The organism is Gemmatimonadota bacterium (genome assembly GCA_009692115.1).
Lineage (GTDB): Bacteria > Gemmatimonadota > Gemmatimonadetes > Gemmatimonadales > GWC2-71-9 > SHZU01.
Genome location: SHZU01000011.1, coordinates 77,686 through 99,203, shown reverse-complemented (window position 1 = coordinate 99,203; position 21,518 = coordinate 77,686). Strand labels below are relative to the sequence as shown.

The window sequence follows — 21,518 nt, the reverse complement described above, 5'->3', positions numbered from 1 at the left end:
CCAAGGGGGGCACCCTCATAGTCTGCCCCCCTCGGCCAGCTGGCGGTCGAAGCACCTGAGCATCCATCCAAACCCGCCGGGGGCCCGAATCGACTGGGGTGGCTCGTTGGAACCTCGCTTGAGCAGACGCCGGAGCGCCGAGCCCGACGCAAATCCAAGGGAACGGGCCACGACCGCGACCGACTCGGTCGTGTTCTCCAACCGGTAGGCCGCAACCAGCGCCTTGCCCCACATGACCAACGAGCTGACCGGGGGCATCCCGGCCCGTTTGAGCTGGGCCGCCAGGGTCTTGCTGCTCATCCCGACCGTCCGCGCAATCACCTCCACTCGCGGGGCGCTGGCGGCGTGATCGAGGCAAAACCGGACGACCGGAATGAACGGCGTCGGCACCCGGCGATGGAGCGCTTGATCGGTGAGTTGCTGGAACGCGACATCGCTGGCTCGGGTCAACGCTGAGAGCAGCCGGCGTTCGAAGTCCTGCTCCTCCCGGATGATCACGGCTGACACGCCGGCCTGAATCATGGCTGCAATCGCCGCCCCGTCGGCGCCGACCCGATGGCACCGCAACACGATCGGGAGGTCCGGCCGGCGGCTCCGAATCCGAGCCACGGCGGGGGCCGCCGGCACGCCGCCGCGGTCGGCAAGATCGACGATGACGGCCAAGGCTTCCCGGGCGGACGCACGGATCATCAAATCGTCGAGGTCATCGCACCACACGATATCCCCGAACGCCTTGCAGGCCTCGGCAAATCGAGGCCGCAATTCGACCTGTCCGAGCTGAGCCAGAATGTGGTGCATCGTGGCCAGCTCCCGGGCTTCGAGGGCCCGGGGCCCGGGACTCGTCCCGCGCGCGGCCGCGGTGGCCTTGGCCGGGTCGGTATACCAGGCCGCTGCCGAGCCGACGGTCATTGGCAGCCGCCTCGGTGAGATACAGTTGTTCGCAGCCCGCGACCACCCAGATCCATTGGTCGCTCCCGTACCGCCTCGTTACCCGGGCTATTTGCCCCTGATCCCACCCCAGGCTCATCCGGCCGGGGCGGCGCCGAACCTCGGGACCTGCAACGGGATGGCTCCCGGCAATGGGGCACCCTGGCTATCGAGTGGAGGCAAGGGGTACGCCACCGGCCGGATGGTGAGGAGAGGTGCACGGAGTTGCGTGGCCGAACTTCAGTCGGGGGCGAGCCGCCTCGAAGCCTGGTCGTTAGGCGAGCGCCTCCACGCCGTCTTTGGTCACTCGATGACTCACCAGCGGCAGCGGGTCCGCGATCCCGAAGCCGATGGCTTTCCGAACCGCTTCGGCAGCGTGTTGGGCGGCCGTATTGGTCCGGGCGTGGACGGTCGCGAGGATCTGGCCAGCCTGAATGACGGCCCCGGGCTTGACCAACACCCGCACGCCGACCGCGGAATCGATCACTTCGTCGGTTCGCGATCGGCCGCCGCCGAGGGCGACGACGACATGCCCAATGGCCCGGGGTTCGACGGTACCAATCACGCCATCCGCCTCGGCCGCGATTTCCTGGACCACCGGCGCGACCGGCAGCCTTGAGGGCTCGTCGATGACCCGACGATCCCCGCCCTGGGCTTCGATCAGAAGGCCGAACCGTTCCAACGCCGCTCCGCTTGCCACCAACGCTTCGAGGCGGGTCCGGGCAATGGCCCGGTTGCTCTCGATGCCGGCGGCCACCACCATTTCGACTCCGAGGGCGAAGGTCACCTCCATGAGATCGGGCGGGCCGCTGCCCAACAGACCCTGGATCGACTCCTCGACTTCGAGCGCATTGCCACAGGCCACGCCGAGCGGACGGTCCATGGCGGTCAGGAGCCCGATGGTCCGGCACCCGCTGGCCTCGCCGAGTTCGATCATGGTCCGGGCCAGCACTTGGGAGTCGGTTGGATTCCGGATGAAGGCCCCGCTGCCGGTCTTGATATCAAGGACCAGGCCGGTGAGCGACTCCGCCAGCTTTTTCGACATGATGCTCGCGGCAATCAACGGAATCGACTCGACCGTCCCCGTCACGTCCCGAAGCGCGTAGAGTTTCCGGTCGGCGGGAACCAGTTGCGGCGTCTGGCCGACCATCGCCACCCCGATCCGCTCGATCTGACGACGGGCGTCGGCCAGACTCAGGCCGGTGCGAAATCCGGGGATCGATTCCAATTTGTCGAGGGTCCCGCCGGTATGACCAAGCCCCCGGCCGGAGATCATCGGGACAGCCACGTCGAGACAGGCGAGCATCGGCGCGAGGAGGAGCGAGGTCTTGTCACCGACGCCACCGATCGAGTGCTTGTCGACCCGGGGGCGGTCCAGATCTCCAAGATGGAATTGCTCGCCGGATTCCCGCATCGCTTGGGTCAGGGCCACCAATTCGTCGTCCGCGAGCCCCCGGAACAGGATGGCCATGGCCAGCGCCGCCATCTGGTAGTCCGGAATCCGATCGGCGACGTAGCCCGCGATCAACCCCTGCCACTCCGCGGCCGTCAGCACCCCGCCGTCCCGCTTCCGCTCGATCAACCGAGGTACCATCAGGTCGGTCGGACTCATATCATTCCCCCATGCGTATTGGAATCTTGGCCCTGGTTGGACTCATACTCGGGGCGCCGCTGTTGGCCCAAGGGGAGCTCGCCCTCTTGGCTGAAGCCCGGGAATCGGCGGCTCGACACCCGCGCGAGGCCCTCCGATTGTTGCAAGGGATTCTTGGGCATGATTCCCTTCACTTCGAGGCCAATTGGCGAAGCGCCGTGGCCTGGGTCGACGTTGGCCAGGAAACACCTGATTCGATCCGGAGCCCCGCTCGCGACTCGGCCTACGTCGCGGCGGAGCGGTTCGCCCGCCGGGCAGTGGCGGTTGACGACGCCAGGCCGGAGGGGCACTTCGTCCTGGCCATGGCCCTCGGACGGGTGGCTCTGACCCGGAGTAAGAAGGACCGGGTTCGGTACGCAATCGGGATCTACGAAGCGGCGACCCGAACCCTGGCGATCGACCCCAACCATGATGGCGCCCATCACATCCTGGGCCTCTGGCACGCCGAGGCGATGCGGACTTCGGGGTTCAATCGCTTCATGGCCAAGAACTTGTTAGGCGGGAAGATCTTGAGCAAAGCCAACTGGGCGTCGGCCATTGACCACCTGGAAACGGCGGTCCAGATCGACCCGACCAGGATCTTCCACCGGCTGGACCTTGCCGTGATCTATATCGACCGAAAACGGTGGTCGGACGCCCGGGGCGAACTCGACCGGATCGTCGAACTCCCCGACCGGGTGAGTCTCGATGCCCGCTATCGGTCCGAGGCCGCCCGGCTACTCCGGGACCTGCCCTAAAGACCGGTGCCGCCGGGTTTCGCAGCCGGGGGCCGGCGCGAAGAGGAGCGCCACGGCCGCGCCGACCAAGAGGCCGAGGCCAACGCCGGCGCGCGGGGATCGGGTCTCTTCGGGTTGCTCTCGAGTGTCCATACCGGGAGAAGCTAGCGGCCCGGCCAGCCGGGTTCAACCAAGTTTGCTAATTTAGGTCTATGAACCCAGCCCGGTTTCCCGCCGCCGACCCGAATCGGCTCCAAACCCGGATCGAAGAGCTCGAGGTCGAGCGTCGTCGGCTGCTGATCGTCATCGAGCTGCTCCGTGAGTTGGCTGGTTCGCTCAACTACCGGGACATCGTGCAGTCGGTGGCCCGCCGCGTCGGCTACGCCCTCGCGCTCGACCGCTGTTCGGTCTTCTTGACCGAGAAGGGCGGCGGCGATGTCCACCTGGTGGCGAGCTACGATGACCCCTCGCTCCGGAGCCGGAAGGTCAACCTCGCGGACTACTCCGAACTGAAGCGCGCCATCGATACCGGCGAGATCGTCAGCATTCCCGACGTGATCCACGAACCGGCACTCGAATCGGCCCAAGATGCGCTGGCCACTCGACGGGTCCAGTCGATGACCGTGGTACCGATCGCGTGGCGGAAGGTGACGATCGGCGCAATCTTCCTCCGGACCGACCGGACTCGGCCGCTTCTGACCGCTTCGGACATTCAGTGGGCTCGCTTGGTAGCCGACGTCACCGCTCGGGCGCTCCGGACCGCGCACCGGTTCGAGCGGCTCCAGGCCAAGCAGCGGGGGAGCGCGTCCGCGCTCGAAAAAGACCGGGAGCGAGCGGCGTTGATCGCCTTTCTGAAGAGGCTGCTGGCCACGTTTTCCGATCAGGATGCGGCAGCGGCCGAAGAGCTGGTGCCCCGGGCCAGCCAGGCCGAACTCGATCGGCTGGCCGGGGTTGCCCTCGCGGTTCTCAGGCGCGAATCCCGGTCATGACCCGGCCGGCCACCGACGCCGCCCGGCGGGTCGAGGAACTCCGAGCGGCCATCAACCAAGCCAACCGCCAATACCATGTCGAGGATGCGCCGGAAATCTCGGACGCGGAATACGACCTCCTGTTCCGGGAGCTCCAGAGCCTGGAGGCCGCCCACCCGAAACTCCTGACGCCAGATAGCCCCACCCAGCGGGTCGGTGGCGAGCCCGCCTCGACCCTGACCAAGCACCCCCACCTCCGGCCGATGTTGTCGCTGGCCAATGCGTTTTCGCCCGAGGAGTTGGCGGCCTGGGAGGAGCGGAATGCCCGGATCAACCCGGATGTCCGCCAGTCGGGCTATGCCGCCGAGATCAAGATCGACGGCGCCGCCGTCAACCTGACCTATCGGAATGGACGCCTGACGGTCGGCGCAACCCGCGGAAACGGGGTGATCGGCGAAGACGTCACCGCCAACTTGAAGACGATCGGGGATATCCCCTTGGTCCTCACCGCAACCGACACCCCGCGTCTGGTCGAAATTCGGGGCGAAGTCTATTTCCCGCTCACCTCGTTCCGGAAACTCAATGCCCGCCGGGAGGCGCTCGCCGAACCTCCGTTTGCCAATCCCCGGAATGCCGCGGCCGGCAGCCTCCGGCAACTCGATGCCCGGATCACCCGGTCGCGCCGCCTGCGGATGTTCGCCTTTCACATCGAGGTCATCGAAGGCTCGCTCGCGGCCACCTCCCATCACGAGGTCTTGGCCACGCTGGTCCGGTGGGGGTTTCAGGTCGAGCCCCACCGGCGACGGTTCGAGACCCTGGCGGCGGTCCAAGCGGCAATTCCGGAATACGAAGCGCTGCTGCCAACGCTCCCGTTCGAGGCTGACGGAGTGGTGGTCAAAGTCGACCGCAGGGACCTCCAGGAAGACCTTGGAGTGGTCGGGGGCCGGGAGCCGCGGTGGGCCATTGCCCGGAAATTTGCCCCCGAGGTGGCGATCACCCGGTTGGAGGAGATCCGGATCAACGTCGGCCGGACCGGCGCGCTCAATCCCTACGCGGTGCTCACACCGGTCGAGGTCGGCGGCGTAACCGTGTCGAGCGCAACGCTGCATAACGAAGACTTGATCGCCCAGAAAGACATCCGGATCGGCGACTGGGTCGAGATCATGCGGGCGGGTGAGGTGATTCCTCAAATCATCGGTCCGGTTCGGGCCCGACGGAACGGCACCGAGCGTCCGTTCGTTCCGCCGTCGGAGTGCCCGGCCTGCGGAACACCGGTGGTCCGGCCGCCGGACGAAGCGATGCGATTGTGCCCGAACGCCGCCTGCCCCGGCCGGCTCTTCGAAGCGATCGTGCACTTCGCCTCGCGGGAGGCCATGGACATTCGGGGCTTGGGCGTGGAACGGATCCGCCAGCTCCTCGACGCCAGTTTGATCGCCGACGTCAGCGGTCTCTACGGTCTGTCAGTGTCGCAACTGGTCGAACTCGACCGGTTCGCCGATCAATCGGCCACGCTACTGGTCCGGTCGATCGCGGACTCGGCCACCCGGCCCCTGTCGCAGCTGCTCTTCGGCCTCGGGGTCCGACACGTCGGGAAGAACATCGCCCAGGTCCTGGCCCGCCGGTTCGGCGACCTGACGGCGGTGGCCGAGGCCGACATCGACACCATCGCCGAGGTGCCCGGCATCGGACCGATCATCGCGGCGGCGGTGTTCGAGTTCTTCCGGACGCCGGCCAATCGGGCGCTCCTCGAGCGGCTGGCGAAGGCCGGGCTCAACTTCACGGAGCCTAACGTCGGGCCTGTCGGCGGCGCGCTGGCCGGGAAGAGCTACGTATTGACCGGAACCCTGGCGACTCTCTCTCGGCCCGAGGCGACGGCCTTGATCGAGGCCGCGGGCGGCCGGGTGGGCGGCACTGTCACCAAGAAGACCGACACCGTCGTGGCGGGCGCCGAGGCCGGTGGCAAGCTCGACCGGGCCCGGGCCCTCGGCGTCGAGGTTATCGAGGAGGCCGAACTCTTGCGCCGCGTCGGCCGGGAAGCCTAGCTTGGACTCTTGGTCTCCACCACTACGCACCCTCGTCTCGCGGTCGGCCGCGCCGCCCTCGACCAATTGCGGGTCGTCCTCGAACGTGAAGTACCCGCGCAGGCCGCCGGTTTGCTTCGGGAAATCGGATTCTCGGCCGGGGCCAGCGGATACAACGGATTCGTCGGATCGATTGTCGACCGCTATGGTGTCGAGACGCCGCAGGCACTTGATGCCCGATACCTCGGTGAGGCGCTGGCCGGCTTCTTTTTGGAGGAAGGCTGGGGGTCGGTCGCTGTGGAAACTCTGGCCCCGGGTCTCTTCTGCCTGAACAGCGGAGACTGGGCCGAAGCCGAACCCCGGGGAGCGGGGGTGCCGTCGTGCCATTTTACCTGCGGCTTGCTTTCGGATTTCTTTACCCGGCTCGGCGGGTATCCCGCGGCGGTCATGGAGGTCGAGTGCCGGAGCCGGGGCGAAGCGCGATGCCGGTTTCTGGTGGGCAGCCCCGACCTCTTGACCTGGATGTACGAAGGCATGGTCGCCGGCAAGACCTTCGACGCCCTCGTCGGCGAACTCAAGAAATAACCTACCGGAGCGTCACCCCGACTCCATCAAGAACCAACGACGGGACTCGGACGGCCCCGTGCCATTGGGCGTCGGCACCGATGGCCGCCACCTGTTGGAACAACCGGCCGACATCCCCCGCGAGCACCGCCCGTTCAACCCGGCCGACAATCCGGCCGCCCACAATCCGATAGCACCACGGTACCGCCACCCGGAAGACCCCCGGCGCCGGATTCGGCGCCGGACCGACTTCAATCTCGGAAACCAACAAGCCGTCGCCGACGGCCCGGGCCAAGTTGGACACGCCGGGTTCGGACACTTCGAGGACCAGATTGGAGTACCGGGCCACCGGCGGCCGAAAACCCCGGCGAATGCCGTGACCGGTGGCCGGAAGCCGGAGGCGCGAGGCGGTTCGGAGGTCGAGAAGACCGGCCACCGGTTGTCCCCCGCGGATCAGCGTCCGGCGTTGGGTGGGAATCCCGTCGTCGCAGACCGGCCGGCTGCCGGGGCGGCCGTCGATCAGGGGATCGTCGACCAGCGAGAGCCGCCCGTCGATGACCATGGGGCGGCCCCGATCGTTGGTGTTCCACTCGCTTGAGTGCCGAACCAGCAGGGGTGCCAGCAAGGCCCGCACTGCCCGTGGCTTGAACCAGACCCGCGCGGTGGCGGGCAAGCCGTCCAAGTCGAGCGGTTCCGGAGCAAATCGCGCTTCGACTTCGGCCACCAGCGACTCGAGATCGGGGTCGTCCGGGGGCGGCACGCTCGCCACATGCACCTGGCAGGGCCCGGGTCCTCCAGCGACCGAGATCCCAAGACCGACCACCGTGACATCGTATGACGCCAAGACACCCCGGCTGCTCCCGACGTCGACGGTCCCCACCGAGCGTTCGGCCCAGGTCTCGACGCGACGGTTGAGTCGCCTGAGGCGGTCAGCCACGGACCCCGCGAGGTCGAGCAAGTCGGGAACCGTGAGCGCGGCCGCCGCCGGCGATCGGGTGATGACCGACGGGATCGGCGCGGGAGCCGGGAAGAACATCTCGGCAGGGTCGCCGGCGGCGGCCGACCGGAGCGCGCTCTCGGCCACGGCGCCGACCGTGGCGGTGTCGCCCCCGGCCCAGCCGAGGCGGCCGTTGGCGAGGGCCCGAATCTGGACGGTGTCGCTTTGGTCGATCGAGACGGTGGCCTCACGGTCCGCGGAGAGTACCACGGTGATGGTCTCGTCCCGGGCGCGCACCAAGTCGGCATGCGACGCCCGCGACCGAAGGTCGGCGAGCACCCCGGCCATCATGTGTAGAGGGCGCCGATGTCGAGATCGACGAACCGGGTGTGGGGCGCTCCGGTGGTAATCGGCCGAAGGGGGCCGGCGTCGTGGAGGGCGGCCGCGCTCGGATCCCAGGCAAAGTCGCCCCCGACCCGGTCGAGCCGGCCGTAGAGGGCAAAGAGATCGGCCGTGATCGGGGCGCACTTGACCGACTCCGCCAAGACCCCGTTGCGAATCATCCGGGTGGACGCGGGCGTCAGCGTCACTTGGTGGCCTTCGACCGCCACGCCGAGGACATCCGACACGTAGATGCCTAACGGCACATCGCCGATCAGGGCGGCGGAGTCGCCCGGCCCCTTGGCGACGTAGCTATTGGTCGGGCGAGCCACTGGAATCGACCGGAGGGAGGTGGCCAAGGCATGTCCGGTGGGCCCGACCGCCGCGCGGGCCGCGGTTTCCCGGGTGTGGAGGTGGGCTACGACCACGCCGTTTTGGACCAAGTGCGTGTGGTTGACCGGGGTGCCCTCGTCGTCGAGCGCCAGGCTGGTCCGAAGCCCGGAGGCGGTTGGATCGTCCCCGACGGTCAGGAACTCCGGGCCGATCCGTGTGCCTAACGCCAACAACTCGCGCTCGATGCCCCGGGAGGGCGACCGGCACAGGTTGGTGATGGTCTGGAGCACCAGGGCCCCGGTGGCGCGGGGGTCGAACACAACCGGATACCGGCCGGCCTTGACCGGCGCGGCATGGAGCCGGGCCACGGCGCGTTCGCCCACCTCCCGGAACATGGGAGCCCGTCCCGCCACCGAACCCCAGCCGCCGAGCACGGCGACCGACTCGAGGGCCCGCTCTTGGGCCCCGTCCTCGCCAGCCACGGCCAGGGCGCCGAGACTTGCCTCGCTCCGCAATTCGTGGAGCCAGACCCCTTCGCTGGTGGCCAGCCACGTTTCGTACACTGAGTCGCCGTAGCTGGTCCGGGAATCGGCCAGCCGCCGATCGGCGGCCAACAATTCGCCGGTCAGCCCCTCGAGTAGTTCACGTTTTTCCGCAAGGGAAACCAAGCGGGGATCGTCGAGCAGCAGGTCCGCTTGATCGACCTGCCGAATCGGAATCGGCGCGAGGGTAATCGGGCGTTCGGGACGAGTCTCCAGCGACAGTTCGTGGGCGCGGACGACCGCCAACGCCGAGCGATCGGGGTCGGTAAAGGCCACTGCCCCCCACCCGTGGCCCGGCACCAGGCAACGGGCCACGCCGCCGAAGGCGTGATACTCGGTGGCCACTTCGAGGCGCTGCTTCCGGAACACCACGGCGGTCGACCAGCGGCGGCGGAGCCGGAGTTCGACGTAGCCACCGGCCGACTTCAGAGCCTGGACCAGCAGATCACGCATTGAGACCGGTTCCCAAAGCTCCGGCCGGCCGGCGGATCAGTTCGCCGTCGCGGATGACTTCGCGATCCCAAGGCAGGACGATCGCCTTGTCGGTTTCGAAGGAAAAAAAGTCCGGTTGATACCCACCGGTCTTGAACGACACCGCGGTCCGAACCTCCGCGGGCAACTGGGCCCGGACTTCATTGAGCGCGAGTTTGAGGGTGTGCCCGGAGTCGCAGGTTTCGTCGACGACCAGCACCCGGCGGCCTTGGATCGAGGCGGGGGGCCCGCTGACCAGCACCGGCATCGAGCCGGCCTTCTTCCGGGTCACGGTCATCGAGCTGAACTCCCGCTCCAGGATGGCCGCCACCACCGCCCCCGGGATGACCCCAGCCTTGGCGATTCCCAGGATGACCTCGGGATCGTAGCTCCGGGACACCTTCAGGGCCAAGGCCCGGCAGAGCTCCCCGAACAGGGGCCAATCAATCTCGAGGATTCCCCGAGTCGGGTCCACTGGACGCCGTGGCATGACAAGCTCCTCAATGAGGGGGTTGGCTAGGGGGCCCCCAAACATAGGGACCCGCCAGGTGGTCCGAAAGTCAGCCGCAAGGTGGAGCCGATCGAGTCGACGCCGCAACGACTTGTATTGCATCGGATCAACAACTTTCTTATGTTGTAGCAACGGCGCAGCGACCCCTGGAAAATCGGAGACGACCCCCGCTCATGAGTTTCTTTCGACGCGTCCTGGATCGGTTGAGTTCGACCCCGAGCGAACCCCAGCGCCTCGACTATCTGAACGAAGCCCTGGCCCTCGAGCGGCAGGGCGATTTCGTCGCCGCCTTGACCAGTTACCGCCTCGGACTCCGGGACAACCCCAACGATCCCCGAATCCTCCAGAATATGGCCATCGCCTGTACCAAGACGGGGCAGCCCGACGAGGCGATCCGCCACTACCGACGGGCCCTCGAACTGGACGATTCGCTCTCGGGTGCCCATTATGGTCTAGCGTTCCTGCATCTCAAACGTGGGGACCTCGACCGGGCCGCGGATCATCTCCGCGCCTTTCTGACCAAACCCCCTCGAGGATCGGACGCCGATCGTTGGATCCAGCACGCCTCCACCGCCCTTCGGGATCTCGAAGAAACGCCGGCGGCCGCCGTCGGCTCAGTCTGATCGTTGGCGCCCTGGCGGCCGGCTTCATCGGCTGCAGCGGCGCCTTCGAGAACGACGACCAGATCTCCTTTCTCGAGATCACCCAGCCGGCCAACTCGTTTCTCGAGGAAGGCCGGTCGGTGACCATTCGGGTGGTGGCCCGAAACGCCAAGGGCGACAGCGTGCCCGCGGCCCTGACCTGGCGAACCGTCGACACGGCCGCGATCGCGATTGACACCGTCCGGGGCATCGTCACGGCCCGGAAGGCTGTCGGCACCGCCGACGTCCAGATCGCCGTGTTCGGCAAAGACACGCTGGTCTCCACCCCCGCTGCTGTCAAATTCACCCTCACGGCGCGGGTTGACACCCTCCGGCTCGACGGCGTCGATTCGCTGAACGTCACCCGGGACACGATCGGGGTTCAGGTCCGGGTGGCGCTCGAAGGCGGGGCCCCCCGGGTCGGCGTCATTGGCCGGCCGGTGGCGCTTCGCCTGATCGAACCGGCGCCCGTGGACTCGCCGACCGTCGGATTTCTGTCCGGGCGAACGGCCGATTCGTTGACCACCGGCACCAACGGCCTCGCCATCGCCACCGTCCGGGGCGTCAAGGGACGGGTCGTGCCCGACCGTGCCGTCGTCGAGATCAACGCGTACCGGGCCTCCGGCGAGAAGATCCCCGGCTCGGGCCGCCGCGTCGTAATCAGGTTCCTCCACCAGTGAGCCAGCCGAAACTCGGCCCACCGACGCTGACGGCGCTCTATTTCGAAGCGATCGACCGGTTCCCGCCGGAACGGGTCGCGCTCCGGGCCAAACGGGAGGGCCGGTGGCGGGAGTACCCCTACGCCGAGGTAGCCCAAACCATCGAGGCAATCAGCCAGGGCTTGTTGGCGTTAGGCATTCATCCGGGCGACCGAGTGGCCATCCTGTCGGAAAATCGCCCCGAGTGGGCGTTCGTCGACTTCGCCTGCCTGGCCGCTCGGGCCGCCGATGTGCCGATCTATCCCACGCTGACCGGCAAGCAAACCCAGTACCTGCTCGCCGACTCCGGGGCCCGGGTCTTGTTCGTGTCGAGCGCCGGCCAGTACGCCAAGCTCGCGGAATTCTTGCCCACCCTGCCGGCCCTCGAGTGGATCGTGGCGTTCGACCCCGCCGTCACCGGCCCGCGGGTCCAGTCGCTCGATCAATTGGCGGCGGCTGGACAGGCGGCGGCCGCCCAGTGGCCGGATTGGCGCGAGGAGGCGCTCCGGGCCGGCCCCGAGGACCTCGCGACGATCATCTACACCTCGGGGACCACCGGCGAGCCCAAGGGCGTGATGCTGACCCACGGCAACATCGCCTCCAACGTGCGGGCCGGGATGTCGGTCCTTCCGGTAACGGACACCGACGAATGCCTCTCGCTGCTCCCGCTCTCCCACATCTTCGAGCGGATGACCGGTCACTACAGCATGTTCAGTGCGGGGGTGACGATCAACTACGCGGAAAGCCTCGAGGCGGTCCCGGCCAATCTGGCCGAACTCCGCCCGACGGTCGTGGCCGCCGTGCCCCGGCTGTATGAGAAGATCTACGCCCGGGCCCTCGAAACCGCGATCCGGGGCTCGCCTCTGGCCCGCTGGATATTCTTCTGGGCCAAGGGCGTCGGCGAGCGGGCCGCCGACCTCGCCGTGGCCCACCAGCCGATCCCGCTCTGGCTTCGGATCGAGCGATTCCTGGCCGACCGGCTGGTCTTTCGGCGAATCCGGGCCCGAGTGGGCGGTCGGCTCAAGTTCTTTCTTTCCGGGGGCGCCCCGCTTTCGGCGGAGATCGCCAAATTTTTCTACGCCGCCGGCCTCCCGATCCTGGAAGGGTACGGCCTGACGGAAACGTCCCCGGTCATCACGGTCAACACCTTGCCCCACATTCGTTTCGGAACCGTCGGGCGGCCAATTCCCGGTGTCGAGGTGATGATCGCGCCCGACGGCGAGATCCTGACCCGCGGCCCCCACGTGATGCGCGGCTATTTCGGCCGGCCGGCGGAAACCGCTCTGGCCATTAATCCCGACGGGTGGTTCCACACCGGCGACATCGGTGAGATCGACGAGGATGGCTACCTCAAGATCACCGACCGGAAGAAAGACCTGATCGCCACCGCCGGCGGCAAGAAGATCGCGCCCCAGCCGATCGAGGGCTTGCTCCGCCAGAACCCGTTTATCGCCAACGCCGTGCTGTTAGGCGACCGGCGGAAATTCCCGATCGCCCTGCTCGCCCCGATGTTCCCGGTCCTCGAAGCCTGGGCCACCCGCGAGGGACTGACCTGGACCACCCGGGCTGAGTTGATCGGTCTGGACCGGGTGGTCAAACATCTCGAGGCCGAGGCGATGAAACACCTCCGCGAGCTGGCTCGGTTCGAGGTCCCGAAACGATTCTTGATCGTGGCCCGGGAGTTCTCGATCGAGAGCGGCGAGCTGACGCCGAAGCTCTCGGTGCGCCGGAGGGTGGTCGAGGCCCATTATCGGGACGCGATCGAGGCCGTCTACTTGGCCGCCGACGCCGAGGGCCAAATCGAGGGCTAAGCGGCAGGAACTGCGGGCCAGGACGGCAAAGCTGGCCGGAACCCGACGGATACTTCGGAGAGCTCCCTGCTTTCATCTCATTCCATGACAACAGCTTACGCTCCACACTGAGAACGGCTCGCGACCTGCCTCTCTCGCGGGCATGCCCATCGCTCCCCGATTCCGCCTGGTGCTCATCGTGCTGGCCACAGCCCCCCGTCTCCTGGCCCAGGATTCAACCGCCCAGAGCGCGTTCGCCGGGTTGGAGCAGCAGCCTGAGGTCGGGCGATACCTGGCCTACTTCACCGGTCCCGCCCGGGCCCGGATAACCGAATGGCTGGCCCGAGGATCGAAGTACCGGCCGGCCATCGAGTCGAAGCTGACCCAGGCCGGGTTACCAGCCGAGTTTTCCTATCTGCCGATCATCGAAAGCGGGTTTTCCAATACGGCCGTGAGCCGCGCCGGCGCGGCGGGCATGTGGCAGTTCATGCCCGAAACTGCCCGGGAACTCGGGCTCCGGGTCGATCCGTGGATCGACGAACGCCGGGATCCGAATCGGGCAACCGACGCGGCCATTCGCCACCTCGGCGACCTGACCCGCACGTTCGGCTCGCCACTGCTGGCGGCGGCCTACAACAGCGGTGCCGGACGGGTGAGCCGGGGTCTGCAGAAGATTTCGACGGGCACCCCCGACTTCTTTACGCTGGCCGATCGCGGACTCCTCCCCAATGAGACCCGCAACTACGTGCCCCAGCTGCTGGCCGCCGCGGCCATCGGCAGAGATCCAGGGCGATTCGGCGTCGAGGTTCCGCCGCTTCCGGCGCCCGCCTTCGATTCGGTGTTGGTGGACCGGCCGATCCGGCTCGCCTCCGCCGAGCGGGGCCGGCCGGGGGCCTCCGTGGCGATCGCGTGGGTGCCCCGGTGCGGGGGCGGCGGGGGGACACGGTAACCGATCTCGCCGCCCGCCATGGGGTGAGCGAGGCCCGGCTCCGGCGGCTGAACGCCCTCCCGACGTGGTATCGTCTCCGGCCGGACCAGGCCCTCCGGCTCCCGGCGGCCTAACGACGAACGGTTGCCGTCGGTTTGCGGGCGACCCAGAGGTCCGTCGTCTGGGCCAGCAGTTCGAGTCCGTCGTCGGGAGCGAGCGGTCCTTCGACGATGACCCGGTTCCCGGGCAGCACGGCCTGGACGGCCGCGGCCACCCAGACCGGATCGGCCCCATGGTCGGCCGCAACCACCACGCCCCTCATGCTGGCGGCCTTGATCGGCAAGTGCCCGGCTCGAATCACGCTGATGGTTTCCGACCCAGCCACCCCGGCCGGCGGATTGATCAGGACCAATCGGGCGCCGGGCAGCCGCGCCGTCAGTTGATCCGCCAGGCCGGCGGCGGCCCCGAGGAGCGCGATGAACCCGCCCGGCCCTTCGAGCCCGAGCAAGGTGATGATGGCCTCCACCGAAAGGCCGGTCGGACTCGACGGTGGCGGCGGTGGTCCCCCGAAGTCCATGGCCCCCTCGACCACCGAGACCGTGGCACCGCAAACCGGACACCCGACCGTACCCGCCATGACCCGGCGTCCATCCATCCGATCGGGCAGCAGGATGACGAACTGTTCGTCATGGCCGGCGATGCACCGAAGGTGGTCGGTGAGTTCGATGAACACGGGTCAGGCCGGGCCGAGCTGAACCCAGCCGACGTCGACGTGACGGGGCCGGGTGGCGATCCAACGGACCAAGTCCGCGACGTCCTCCGGCCGGAGCATCGAGGCCCGGTTGGGCAGATCGGGCCGGCCATCGGGATCGATCGGGTCCCAAAGCGGGGTATCGACCGGGCCCGGACTGACCAGAGAGCAGAGGACTCCGGTCCCTCGATACTCCGCCCGAAGCACCTCGTGAAGACCCCGAGCTCCGAATTTCGTTGCCCCGTAGGCGGCGTTACCCGGCAGGGCCACGGAGTCCGCAATGCTTCCGATCAGGACATGACGCCCGGACCCGCGCTCCCGCATCCGGCCGAGGAACCGGCGGGCAATTTCATAGGGAGCCCGAAGGTTGACGCGGTACAACTCGTCGAGGGTACTCGCGGGAGTCGATTCGAACGACCCGAGCGCAAAGCCACCGGCATTGTTCACGACGAGATCGGGCACGCCGAGGGCCAACACCTCCTCCGCCAGAGTCTCGATCCCCCGATCGGTGGCCAGATCCGCCACGATCGACACGTCCCCCAGCGGTGACAGGGCCGACCGGGTTCGGGACGCTCGCACCACCGTGGCCCCCTCGGCCCGGAGGGCGGCGGCGATGGCGGCGCCGATACCCTTCGATCCGCCAGTGACAACGGCGAGTTGGCCAACCAGCGCGCCGGTCGTCACACCCGGCCGATCCGGGGCCCGTGCACCAGCCGGAGGAACTCCTCGCGGGTCCGGGCATCGTCTTTGAAGATGCCCCGCAAGGCGCTGGTGACGGTGGTCGAATTTTGCTTTTCGACACCCCGCATCATCATACAGAGGTGGGACGCCTCGATGACCACGCCGACCCCGGCGGGCTCCAGGACTTCCATGACCGCATCGGCCACCTGATCCGTCAGGCGCTCCTGAACCTGGAGCCTCCGGGCAAAGATCTCGACGATCCGCGGCAATTTCGAAAGTCCGATGATCCGTCCCTTCGGGATGTACGCCACGTGCGCCCGGCCGAAGAAGGGCAACATATGGTGCTCGCACATCGAGTAGAGTTCGATATCGCGAACCAAGATCATATTCTCGTGCGACTCTTCGAAGACACCCCCGCCGACCACATCGGCAACCGACATCTCGTAGCCCCGGGTCATCCAGCGATAGGCTTTTTCGACCCGTTCGGGAGTGCGCTCGAGCCCCTTGCGATCCGGATCTTCGCCCATCGACTCGAGGATGGCCCGGACGTGGGACTTGATGCTAACGGCCTCGGTATTCGACATAGTTCCTCGGAGTTTCCCATAATCGGATCAGGGCCAACTGGCCGGCAGGGAGCAGCGGCCCGATTTGTTCCCAACAGAACACCGCGATGTTTTCCGCCGATGGAATCCGCTCCCGAAACCAGGGAACGTCCAGATTCAAATTTCGATGATCGAGCACGCTGATGATCGCGGTCTCAACGATCCGCTTCACGATCCCGACATCAACAACGTACCCGGTATCCGGGTCGATGGGCCCTTCGACGAGCACATCGAGTTCGTAGTTGTGACCGTGATAGTTGGGATTGTTACACGGCCCAAAGGTGGATTGGTTCCACTCGTCCGACTTGGCCGGGTTATGGAGCCGGTGCGCAGCATTAAAATGCAGTCGCCGGGCGACGACACAGGTGGTCATAACGAACTCCCGTCGAAAAAGAGAGGCACCGACCCGACTACCGTCGGTCGGCGCCCCAGTGTCGGATGATACCCGAGAGGTTTATTGAAGCCCGAAGTGGAATGTTCGGCGCCCTCACCGTGCACATCTGCCTTCCCCGAGGGGCATGGCATCAGCTACAGTATGTGGGCCCAGCCTCGGACCAGTTGGCTCAAAAACTGGTTCCCAGATACCACCCGACAGAACTATTATAGGAACACTGACCGAGACCGTCAACGCGTACAAAGAGCGGACACCATGGTGAATCTCGTTGGCGCAATGATTGCGTTGCTGCTGTGGCTCGTTGGCACCTTCGCGGTGCCCGTTGGACTGGGCCTGATCCACATCCTGCTGGCCGTTGGAGTCGTTCTGCTGATTCGGTGGTGGGCGCTCCGCTACGACGGCGCCCGGGTCTAGATCTCCCAGTTCGAGAACACGACCCCGGTTCGGGGCGCCACCTCCGGGCGGTCGGCCAGGACCATCCGAAGATCGGTCCAGTGGACCCGGAAGCCCATCTCCATCAGATCGCCGTAGGCTTCGCGGAATCCCGTCTGGCACCGGATGGCCACCCGGCCAAGACCGCGAGCCGCCGCCTCCGCGACGAGCGCTTGGACGACCGCCCGGAACGCCCCCCGGTCTTTGGCCACCAGCTTGAGGACCCGAAGCTCGTCGGCCGGTCGACCGAGGGCGAGCGGCGCCGCGTGCCAAAGGGCGGCCGCGCGCCAGTGGTTTCCATCCCGCACCACCGTCACGTCACCCAACGCTTGCTCCAACGTGAGCCCCGCTTCGCGGCCCACGTCAAGACCCGGCATCACCTCGGTGACCAGCTCCCGGAGCCGCTCGATCCAGGCGCCGGGCGGTCCGAGCCGCGAGGCCAGCTCCCCGGGCATTCCGGCGGCCCCGTGGGTCTCACGGGTCACGGACACCGTCATGTGGGCCGGACGGAATCCCATCCCGCTGTAGAAGCCGATATTGTCGACCGTGCGGGGCATCGTTTCGAGCCCGATGACCCGGCACCCGTTCGCTTTGAGCAAATCAACGCCGGCCTGCACGATCCGGCGCCCCAAACCCCGGCCTTGGCAATCCGGCCGAACCGCGAGCGGGCCCATCCACCCCTCGTGGCCGAGGGTGTGGACGATGTTGAAGGCCGCGAGGTGGCCCTCGGCATCGCGCCAATGGAGCGCCCCGTCGCTGGCCGCCGCGAGGGCGAACCGCCAAATGGCCGGATTGAGCGGCGGGACCCGGACGCCGGTCATCCCATCACGGTGGTACCGTTCGGTAAACGCGTCCGAGAACACCCGGTTGATCTCGTCGACGTCGGCGGTGTTGAGCCGGAGCGGCCCCCGAATAGCGTTAGGCTGCGGCACCAGGAAGCTCCAGAGGTCCGGACGGCTCATCACGGGCCGTGGCGATGCCTCGCTCGATATCGTAGTCGATTCGGATAATCCGATCGAAGCCATCCCGAACCGATTCGATGTGCGTAATCAGGATGACCTGGGGAAACCGATCGGCCAGGCCGCGGAGCAGGTCAATGACGGCGTTCCGCCGTTCCTCATCCAGCGATCCGAACACCTCGTCCAGCACCAGCAGCGAAAACGGCTGCCCGGCCCGGTCGGCGATCATCTGGCTGATGGCGAGCCGGAGCGCCAGATTCACCACGTCCTCCTCGCCGCCGGAAATGACCGTCTTGGGTTCGCCGTCATCGACGATCGATGCGACGTACTCCTCGTCCAGCTCGAGATCGGAGTACCGGCCGTTGGTCAACTCACGGAGGAGCGCCGACGCGGCGTCGGCGAGCTCGGGGCGCAAGGTGGCATTGAGGTCATCCCGGAGATCGGTAAACGCCCGGTCGAGTTCCTGATTCAAGAGCACGTCGACCTTCAGGCGCTCGACCTCGGCTGCCCGTCGGGTTCGCTCTTCCCGCCGCCGGGCCACCGCCGCCAGATGTTCGACCGCGCCGTTCCGTTCGCCGGCAGCCCGGACCGCGGCAACCACCGCCGCCTCGCGCTCCCGGTCGGCGGTCAGATAGGCCAAGTGGAGGCGCTCGTAGGCCTCCGCGGACCATCCAAGCTCCGCCAAGCGTGCCGTCAGTTCACTCACCCGAAGCTCGATCCGGGTCAGCACTTGCTCCGCCTCGAGCGCCTTCGGCACCAACTCCGCCGCCCGCTCGGCCCGGGTGGTCAAGCGGACCACTTGCTCACGAATCGGTTCGAGCGCCGCGAGCCGCTCCCGAACCTTCAGGTGCCGGGCTTTGTCATACTCGGTCGGCGTCTCCGCCAGCTGCTGGCGGAGCCCGGCCAGCCGTTCGGCGGCCTCGGTCCGGGCGGCCTCGGCCCGAGTCCGCTCAGCCACGGCGGCCTCGGCGCGAGCGGAGGCGGTGGTGGCCACTTTGAGATCCCGCTCAGCCTGTTCAGCCGCGAGCCGGGCCTGGACCAACTCCTTCGGCTCGGTGGCCAGCTGCTTGATCCGGTCGCGGTAGTGGCGACCGTCCGATCCGATCAGTTCGAGCTTCACGACGAGGTCATCGAGCACCGCCTCGTATTCCTTGCCCAACGGCTTGCCGCAGGTCGGACAGACCCCGGTCGGCCCGGCCTCCGCGAGCCGGTTCTTCTGGGTCTCGACGTCCTCGTGTTGCTGCAGCAGACCTTTCCGCATCGTTTCGGCGTCTTGCTTGTTCCGGACCCAATTGGTCCGTTCCTCCTCGACGACGGCCGCGGTGGCGTCCGCCAGCTGTTGGACGAGGGCCGCGGCGGCCTTGGCCTGCTCAACCCGAGTCCGATCCGGGAGCTGGCTCAACCGCTGGTCGAGTTCGGCGATGGCCTTCTCGGACATCGTGACTTTGGCTTCGAGGGCCAACCGGCCGGCGAACAACTGGGCCAAGGCATCGAGCCGGTTCCGGTCCGCCACCAACGCGTCCCATTCCAAAGTGGCCGGCGCCAACTCGTCCCGCTTGGTCTTGGCCTCCAGCGATTCAGCGAGGTCGCGGTCCAGGGACTCGAACGTCCGCCGGGCCTCGGTGGCGGCGTGATTGGCGATGTTCAAGTCGGTTTCGGTGGCTTGGACCGCCTCCCGGCGGCGCTGCATTGCCGCCCACTCCGGGGCGAGCCGGGCCGAGGCCGCTTCAGCGGCGAGTTGGTGGGCTTGCGTGGTGGTCACCGACTGCGCGGCCGCCACCAGACGGGCGGTGGCCTCCAGCTCTTCGCGCTCCAACTCGACCAGGTCAACCAACCCGGTTTCCGCCGTTTGGAGGGCCGCCCGCACCGCGGAGCGTTCTTCCTTGAGCTTGACCTGCACGGTGGCCAGGCGCTCGTAGCCCAGCACCCGACTCAGGAACTTGGCCCGGCCCGACGCCGACATCGACGCCATGGTAGCCAACTCCTTCTGGCCGGTGAAGTAGGTATTGAAGAACTCCTCCTTGGTCATCTTGAGGAGCCGACTCACCTTGTCGGTGACCGCCGCCGCGCTGTTGGCGACCGGGACGTCGTCGCCATCTTGGTACAGGGCCGCCTGTTGCAGCGAGCGGACGACCCGGTACTGATGGGGGCCGAGGACGAAATCGAGTTCGACCTCCACCCGCGAGCGGGGCGGCGCACTCCGGCGACGAATCGAATCGCGGGTGCCCCGGGCCGCCGGGGTGCCGTACATCGCCCACGCAATCGCCTCGAGCAAGGTCGACTTGCCGGCACCATTGGGCCCGACAATCCCGGTCAAGCCGGCCTCGAATTCGAGCACGGTGTCGGCGTGTTGGCGGAAGTTGACCAGCCGGAGGCGGCGGAGTTGCATCAGGCCTCCGCCTCAGGCTCGAAACTCACCGACTCGAGTAACGAGACCCCACGGTCGACAAATCGGTCGCGATCGAGGCGCTCAGGAAGCGGGCGGCGGGTCAGATGAGCCCGGACCACGTCGGGCAGGGTCTGGCGGCCCCCTGGGGCACCGGTACCGATGACCCGATGCACGTCGGGGCGCCGAAGATCGAGGTGAAAGTGCAACGCCGATGCCTTGGCGGCCCGAATGGCGGTGTGATCGAGTTCCCTGGTGACATGACGGGCTACGTCATAGACGACCAAACGGACGAGCTGATCGGCAATCCCTCCGGGCACGGTGGCCAGCCGCTCCTGGATGGCCTGATCAAGGTCCGCCGCCGAGAGGTCTTTGGCTTCGACGGCTTTAAGATCAACCAGCCGGCGCTCGGGCACCACCCACTGCGGCTTCGGCGCCCCGTGGCCCTCGATCATTTGGTCGAGATCCACCAGCAACCAACCCTTGCCCTTGACCCCGGTCTTCCGTTGCTCGGTGTATTCACCCCATGGGTTCGGGGTGACGTAGTCGAGCGCCCCGGCGTACCAGACCCGGGGACCGACCTCCCGCATCACGTGGTAGTGGCCGAGCGCCACGTAGCTCCAGCCGGCGTCGGCCAACTGAGCGGGATCGAGGGCGGCCCCGCCGGGTTCCGCCCACCAACGGTCGAGCGGGAACAGTCCCTCGACCTCGCCGTGGACGGTCAGGATTTGATAGCGGGCCCGTCCGGTTGGACGAAGGTCGGGACGCTCGGCGCTGACCAGGGCATGGTGCGGCACGGCCCGAACCGCCAGGTCGAGATTCGGAAAGTTGAACTCGATGGCCTCTTCGGTCGCCACGTGAAGGCCGAGCTCGGAAAACAACTTGAGAATCGAGCCGGTCTCGCTGGCCCGCGGGGTATCGTGGTTGCCCGCGATGACGATGATTTCCGCGGCTGGTAGGCCGTCTCGAAGGCGCTGAAACTGGCGAAAGCAATGGACGATCGCCTGGTTGGTCGGCCGGACGGCGTGGAAGAGATCGCCGGCGACGATGACGACATCGGGCTTGGCCTCGATGACCTGCCCTACGGCCTGGTTGAACACCCGGGCAACGTCAACCTCACGCTGGTTGAGGCCGAGCGGGGTCTGGCGGTAGTACTGGCGATAGCCGAGGTGGATGTCGGCGAGGTGAGCAAGCAGCACGGGGGAAATCTACTCGAAAAAGCAGGTCCGTGAGG

At 67.3% G+C, this 21,518-nt stretch carries 20 protein-coding genes; 8 read left to right on the top strand and 12 right to left on the bottom strand.

Translation table 11 applies throughout. The features are described 5' to 3' along the window. Positions 1–15: 15 nt before the first annotated feature. Both EXR94_12890 and EXR94_12885 read right to left on the bottom strand, forming a co-directional pair. Positions 16–909 (bottom strand): AraC family transcriptional regulator, encoded by an 894-nt coding sequence (locus tag EXR94_12890; GenBank protein MSR03617.1) that lies wholly within the window; start codon positions 907–909, stop codon positions 16–18. A 292-nt stretch (positions 910–1,201) separates the two neighbouring features. Then, positions 1,202–2,521 (bottom strand): thymidine phosphorylase, encoded by a 1,320-nt coding sequence (locus EXR94_12885; GenBank protein ID MSR03616.1) that lies wholly within the window; start codon positions 2,519–2,521, stop codon positions 1,202–1,204. 29 nt (positions 2,522–2,550) lie between these two features. Between EXR94_12885 and EXR94_12880 the strand changes: the two genes are divergently transcribed. The 4 genes from EXR94_12880 to EXR94_12865 all read left to right on the top strand — a co-directional run bounded on the left by EXR94_12880 (position 2,551) and on the right by EXR94_12865 (position 6,868). Next, positions 2,551–3,315, top strand: a complete 765-nt coding sequence (locus EXR94_12880) for a tetratricopeptide repeat protein (protein ID MSR03615.1) — start codon at positions 2,551–2,553, stop codon at positions 3,313–3,315. A 191-nt stretch (positions 3,316–3,506) separates the two neighbouring features. Next, entirely contained in the window at positions 3,507–4,283 is a 777-nt protein-coding gene (locus EXR94_12875; GenBank protein ID MSR03614.1) for a GAF domain-containing protein, read from the top strand. After that, the gene (ligA, locus tag EXR94_12870) at positions 4,280–6,304 is read left to right on the top strand and encodes an NAD-dependent DNA ligase LigA (protein MSR03613.1); all 2,025 of its coding nucleotides are present in this window, start codon (positions 4,280–4,282) and stop codon (positions 6,302–6,304) included. Before EXR94_12875 ends, ligA begins: the two co-directional genes overlap by 4 nt. A 9-nt stretch (positions 6,305–6,313) precedes the next feature. Then, positions 6,314–6,868, top strand: coding sequence for a hypothetical protein (locus tag EXR94_12865; GenBank protein ID MSR03612.1), 555 nt, complete (start codon positions 6,314–6,316; stop codon positions 6,866–6,868). Position 6,869: 1 nt separating this feature from the next. Here EXR94_12865 and EXR94_12860 read toward each other — a convergent pair whose 3' ends face one another. From EXR94_12860 to EXR94_12850, 3 genes are read right to left on the bottom strand one after another with little or no spacing between them, the layout of a single operon-like run. Further along, positions 6,870–8,135: a TldD/PmbA family protein gene (locus EXR94_12860; protein ID MSR03611.1), complete on the bottom strand. Its 1,266-nt coding sequence runs from the start codon at positions 8,133–8,135 to the stop codon at positions 6,870–6,872. Continuing rightward, complete coding sequence (locus EXR94_12855; protein ID MSR03610.1) at positions 8,132–9,493, bottom strand: TldD/PmbA family protein; 1,362 nt, start codon at positions 9,491–9,493, stop codon at positions 8,132–8,134. The genes EXR94_12860 and EXR94_12855 overlap by 4 nt, the downstream gene beginning before the upstream one ends. Further along, positions 9,486–10,124, bottom strand: a complete 639-nt coding sequence (locus EXR94_12850) for a hypothetical protein (GenBank protein ID MSR03609.1) — start codon at positions 10,122–10,124, stop codon at positions 9,486–9,488. Before EXR94_12850 ends, EXR94_12855 begins: the two co-directional genes overlap by 8 nt. Positions 10,125–10,195: 71 nt before the next feature. On the opposite strand from EXR94_12850, the gene EXR94_12845 reads away from it, so the two are divergent. From EXR94_12845 to EXR94_12830, 4 genes are all read left to right on the top strand, one after another. Next, positions 10,196–10,645: a tetratricopeptide repeat protein gene (locus tag EXR94_12845; protein ID MSR03608.1), complete on the top strand. Its 450-nt coding sequence runs from the start codon at positions 10,196–10,198 to the stop codon at positions 10,643–10,645. Positions 10,646–11,153: 508 nt separating this feature from the next. Further along, positions 11,154–13,172 (top strand): long-chain fatty acid--CoA ligase, encoded by a 2,019-nt coding sequence (locus tag EXR94_12840; protein MSR03607.1) that lies wholly within the window; start codon positions 11,154–11,156, stop codon positions 13,170–13,172. A 142-nt stretch (positions 13,173–13,314) separates the two neighbouring features. Then, positions 13,315–14,100 (top strand): hypothetical protein, encoded by a 786-nt coding sequence (locus EXR94_12835; GenBank protein ID MSR03606.1) that lies wholly within the window; start codon positions 13,315–13,317, stop codon positions 14,098–14,100. Beyond that, positions 13,944–14,213 (top strand): LysM peptidoglycan-binding domain-containing protein, encoded by a 270-nt coding sequence (locus tag EXR94_12830; protein MSR03605.1) that lies wholly within the window; start codon positions 13,944–13,946, stop codon positions 14,211–14,213. Before EXR94_12835 ends, EXR94_12830 begins: the two co-directional genes overlap by 157 nt. On the opposite strand, the gene EXR94_12825 is transcribed toward EXR94_12830, so the two are convergent. From EXR94_12825 to EXR94_12795, 7 genes are all read right to left on the bottom strand, one after another. Beyond that, the gene (locus tag EXR94_12825; GenBank protein ID MSR03604.1) at positions 14,210–14,812 is read right to left on the bottom strand and encodes a hypothetical protein; all 603 of its coding nucleotides are present in this window, start codon (positions 14,810–14,812) and stop codon (positions 14,210–14,212) included. The genes EXR94_12830 and EXR94_12825 overlap by 4 nt on opposite strands. Before the next feature lie 3 nt (positions 14,813–14,815). Beyond that, positions 14,816–15,514, bottom strand: a complete 699-nt coding sequence (locus EXR94_12820) for an SDR family oxidoreductase (GenBank protein MSR03603.1) — start codon at positions 15,512–15,514, stop codon at positions 14,816–14,818. Continuing rightward, complete coding sequence (folE, locus tag EXR94_12815; protein MSR03602.1) at positions 15,511–16,095, bottom strand: GTP cyclohydrolase I FolE; 585 nt, start codon at positions 16,093–16,095, stop codon at positions 15,511–15,513. The genes EXR94_12820 and folE overlap by 4 nt, the downstream gene beginning before the upstream one ends. Next, positions 16,073–16,486, bottom strand: a complete 414-nt coding sequence (locus tag EXR94_12810) for a 6-carboxytetrahydropterin synthase (protein MSR03601.1) — start codon at positions 16,484–16,486, stop codon at positions 16,073–16,075. The genes folE and EXR94_12810 overlap by 23 nt, the downstream gene beginning before the upstream one ends. Positions 16,487–16,917: 431 nt before the next feature. Beyond that, positions 16,918–17,964, bottom strand: coding sequence for a GNAT family N-acetyltransferase (locus EXR94_12805; protein MSR03600.1), 1,047 nt, complete (start codon positions 17,962–17,964; stop codon positions 16,918–16,920). Next, positions 17,858–20,287: an SMC family ATPase gene (locus EXR94_12800; protein ID MSR03599.1), complete on the bottom strand. Its 2,430-nt coding sequence runs from the start codon at positions 20,285–20,287 to the stop codon at positions 17,858–17,860. Before EXR94_12800 ends, EXR94_12805 begins: the two co-directional genes overlap by 107 nt. Further along, entirely contained in the window at positions 20,287–21,492 is a 1,206-nt protein-coding gene (locus tag EXR94_12795) for a DNA repair exonuclease (GenBank protein ID MSR03598.1), read from the bottom strand. The genes EXR94_12800 and EXR94_12795 overlap by 1 nt, the downstream gene beginning before the upstream one ends. Between the last annotated feature and the right edge of the window lie 26 nt (positions 21,493–21,518).